This is a genomic window from Bradyrhizobium sp., from assembly GCF_035701725.1.
Taxonomy (GTDB): Bacteria; Pseudomonadota; Alphaproteobacteria; order Rhizobiales; family Xanthobacteraceae; genus Bradyrhizobium.
The window spans coordinates 1-3,568 of record NZ_DASSRP010000245.1 but is presented as its reverse complement, the minus strand read 5'-3'; the positions used below and the strand labels follow the sequence as shown (position 1 = coordinate 3,568).

At 60.7% G+C, this 3,568-nt stretch carries 4 protein-coding genes and 2 rRNA genes; 5 read left to right on the top strand and 1 reads right to left on the bottom strand.

Features of this window, described 5'->3' with window-relative positions; translation table 11 throughout:
* From VFL62_RS14380 to VFL62_RS14360, 5 genes are all read left to right on the top strand, one after another.
* Positions 1–153: ribosomal RNA gene (locus VFL62_RS14380) — 23S ribosomal RNA — on the top strand; the annotation flags it as partial.
* A 148-nt stretch (positions 154–301) separates the two neighbouring features.
* Positions 302–416, top strand: a 5S ribosomal RNA gene (rrf, locus tag VFL62_RS14375).
* 274 nt (positions 417–690) lie between these two features.
* Positions 691–1,296 (top strand): hypothetical protein, encoded by a 606-nt coding sequence (locus VFL62_RS14370; RefSeq protein WP_325173048.1) that lies wholly within the window; start codon positions 691–693, stop codon positions 1,294–1,296.
* 321 nt (positions 1,297–1,617) lie between these two features.
* Positions 1,618–2,211: a hypothetical protein gene (locus VFL62_RS14365; RefSeq protein ID WP_325173047.1), complete on the top strand. Its 594-nt coding sequence runs from the start codon at positions 1,618–1,620 to the stop codon at positions 2,209–2,211.
* Between the two features lie 75 nt (positions 2,212–2,286).
* On the top strand, positions 2,287–2,682 hold the full coding sequence (locus VFL62_RS14360) for a GFA family protein (RefSeq protein WP_325173046.1): 396 nt from the start codon (positions 2,287–2,289) through the stop codon (positions 2,680–2,682).
* 9 nt (positions 2,683–2,691) lie between these two features.
* Here the strand turns inward: VFL62_RS14360 and VFL62_RS14355 are convergent.
* A partial coding sequence (locus VFL62_RS14355; RefSeq protein WP_325173045.1) for a flagellar biosynthesis protein FlgA occupies positions 2,692–3,568 on the bottom strand: 877 nt, incomplete at its 5' end.

Sequence of the window (3,568 nt, the reverse complement as noted above, 5' to 3'; positions counted from 1 at the left end):
GGGATAACCGCTGAAAGCATCTAAGCGGGAAACCCACCTCAAAACGAGCATTCCCTTGAGAACCGTGGAAGACGACCACGTTGATAGGCCGGGTGTGGAAGTGCAGTAATGCATGTAGCTTACCGGTACTAATCGTTCGATTGGCTTGATTGCTCTCATTTTCAGTGTCCATGTGACCTGCGAATTGGGAATGGCGAATAGCGAGTAGGGATGATTTTCATCCATTCGCCATTCGCTAGTCACCATTCGCTGCGAGCGCCTCGCGCTCGCTCGCTTGCTTCGTTTCCTTGTCCTTCGCCGGCCTGGTGGTCTTAGCGAGGAGCTTGAACCCGATCCCATCCCGAACTCGGCCGTTAAACTCCTCAGCGCCAATGGTACTATGGCTCAAGCCCTGGGAGAGTAGGTCGCTGCCAGGCCTGCCAAGGACAAGGTATTCCTCTCTACGTGTCACGACATACAAAACGCCGCTTTCCCCATGCCGGGAGAGCGGCGTTTTTGTTGTTCTGAAGCCGCACTTTGCTGCTGCCGGGTCGCCTGCATTTCTGTCATGATGGGCCGGCAAATGCGGGGTTCACGGCCGGTTCATTTCGTCCCCCGTACTGATGGACCGGTTCCGAAGTTCGAACCTGCCCCCCTGAAGACTTAAGCCTGAAATCCAGAAGCGTCCCAACAAGCCCGAGGAGCCCGCCCATGCGTGAGTTCATTCGCCCCGTTGCCGTCACGTTCAGCATTGCCTGTCTCGCCGCCTCTCTGGCGGCTCTGCCCACCCAGAGCGCGCTTGCGCAAGGCAAGCAAATGGCTCCGCAGGGCAAGCAGCAAATGGCCCCGCCGCCTGCAGCCGGCCAGCCGGCCGCGGTGAAGCAGATTGCGCTGACCGACAAGCAGGTCGAAGGCGTCATCTCCGCCGACAAGGACATCTATCCCCTGATGCAGAAGATGCCCAAGAGCGGCAAGCCAGATTCCAAGCTCGCCGCCCAGCTCGACGCCGCAGCGAAGAAAAATGGCTTTGCGAGTTACGACGAATACACCACCGTCGTCGACAATATCGGACTGGTGATGGCCGGCATCGATTCAACGAGCAAGAAATATGTCGGCAATGCAGCCGTCGCCAAGGCCCAGATTGCCGAAGTGCAGGCCGACAAGAAGATGTCTGCCAAAGACAAGAAGGCAGCTCTCGACGACCTCAATCAGGCGGCGAAGGCGCCCGATCCGACGATCGAGAACAAGGGCAACATCGACCTCGTGGTGAAGAATTACGACAAGCTTGCTCCGATCATGGGCGGCGATCAGAACTGATCGTCTCGGCGCTGTCGCGCCGCGTCGAACGATGCGAGCAGATATTCCAAAGCCCCGGGGCATGCTCCGGGGCTTTTTCGTGATGACGTCATCGAACTCATCACGATCGTGCAAGATGCCGATTACTGCAGTTGGGGTCTTGTCTCTCCAAGCGCTGCCACACGTGTGCATTTCTGTCATGATTGGTCGATAAATGCCGGGTTCAGTGCCCGTTCATTTCACGCCCCGTACCTAGTGCTCCGGTTCCGAAGTTTGAACCGCCCCGCAGAGAGCTAAATCGCAAACTCAAAAGCGTTCCCCCCAGCCCCTAGGAGCCTCCCCATGCGTGAGTTCATCCGCCCTGTCGCCATCACCTTCAGCATTGCCTGTCTCGCCGCCTCCCTTGCGGTCTTCTCGAGCAATGGCGCATTCGCGCAAGCCAAGGGTGGACAGATGGCGCCTCCTTCCGCCGCGCCTGCCGGTCAGCCTTCGGCCATCAAGCAGATCGCGCTGACCGACAAGCAGGTCGAGGGCGTGATCGCGGCGGCCAAGGACATGGACGCGCTGGCCGAGAAGATGCCCCAGGACGGCAAGCCGGATCCCAAGATCACCGCGCAGCTTGATTCCACCGCCAAGAAATACGGCTTTGCGAGCTACGATGAGTACAATACCGTCGTCGACAATATCGGCATGGTGATGAGCGGTATCGACCCCGCGAGCAAGAAATATGTCGGCATGGCCGCGGTGATGAAGGCGCAGATCGCCCAGATCCAGGCGGACACCAAGATGTCTGCCAAGGACAAGAAGGAGGCTCTCGACGACCTCAATCAGGCGCTGAAAGCCCCCGAGCCGACCATCGAGAACAAGGGCAATATCGATCTCGTCGTCAAGAACTACGACAAGCTCGACGCCATTCTCGGCGACGACCAGAACTGATCATCGACGACATGATATGGAAAAGCCCCGGAGAATTTTCCGGGGCTTTTTTGTTGATGAGGCGGGGAGACCGGCATGACAACGTTTCGCGGAAGCTGCCTGTGCGGCGACGTCACCTTTGGGGTCGACGGCCCCCTCGATCAATTCCTGAATTGCCATTGCTCGCGCTGCCGCAAGGCGACCGGAACGGCACATTCGTGTGAAGTGGTCGTCAAGGCCTCGGCGCTGCACTGGCTACGCGGCGAAGCGTCCGTCGTGCGTTTCGATCTGCCGCAGGCACGGAGTTTTGCCACCGCGTTCTGCAAGACGTGTGGCAGCCCCATGCCGCATCTGACGCGCAGTGGGCGCGAGGCGATCGTGCATGCCGGAAGTTTCGACCAGCCGCTCGGCTCATCGCCCGCCCGGCATGTTCACTGGTCCTCGCGTGCCGACTGGTATGTCCATGGTGAGGACCTGCCGGTGCAGGAATGATCCGCGCCATCAGTGTCCTCCGCCGAATTTCTGCTCCATCGCGCGCCGCGTCTTGATGGTGTCGTTGTCGGGATCGACCTCGACGTCGTCCCAACTCACCACAGCGCCATGGGCGACGTCACGCTTCAATTTGATGTGGTGCGCAAGCCCGATCGGCAGCGCGCGGGCTTTGAGGCTTGCGCTGGCCGGCATCAATTTGCCCCACACCGTATAGCCGCCTTCGCCATCGAGCATCTCGCCGGCGCGCAAATTGCGCTTGGCGACCGATGCCACATCACCGCGGAAGCCGAGCGGCTGCCCGGTCGGCTCGTTGCGCAGCGCCGCGGACAGGATCGAGATATTCAGCTCCAGCCCGATCAGGTGGTACGGCTTGTACATCGCCGCATAGCGGCCGCTGGCGTCGGTCTTCAGGCCATATTGCCTGAAGCAGTCGGCGGCATAGTCGTTCGGCGCCTCCAGCACCACATAGACGCCCCAGCGCAGGTCGCGGAACACCGGCCGGCCGTCACGCTCGAGCGATGACACCACTTCCACCACGCCGGATTTTTCCAGCCCGCCCCCTTGCGCGCGCGGCCGCATCACGTGCGGCAGGTCGTCGACGCCGCAGGGCGGAAACAACAATCCGCTCGCGGGAACGTCGAGCCCGGTGGCATTGGCAATCGCCGCCATTTCGATCGCGGATTTGGTGCCGTCGAGAAACGAATTGAACATCTGCGGATTCATGCCGGCGGACTGCGCCTCGCTTGCCGTGAGGCCATAATGCTGCCAGACGCCGTCCGGTGTGATGTCGTGATAGGCCGGCAGGTACTTGGTGCCCTTGCCGGCAGCGACCACGCGAAATCCCGTGGCGCGCGCCCAATCGACCATTTCCGCCGTCAGCGCCGGC

Bases quoted from the DNA above. Each gene is read 5' to 3' on its own strand.
- VFL62_RS14360 (WP_325173046.1), top strand. From the start codon at position 2,287: ATGACAACGTTTCGCGGAAGCTGCCTGTGCGGCGACGTCACCTTTGGG.
- VFL62_RS14365 (WP_325173047.1), top strand. From the start codon at position 1,618: ATGCGTGAGTTCATCCGCCCTGTCGCCATCACCTTCAGCATTGCCTGT.
- VFL62_RS14370 (WP_325173048.1), top strand. From the start codon at position 691: ATGCGTGAGTTCATTCGCCCCGTTGCCGTCACGTTCAGCATTGCCTGT.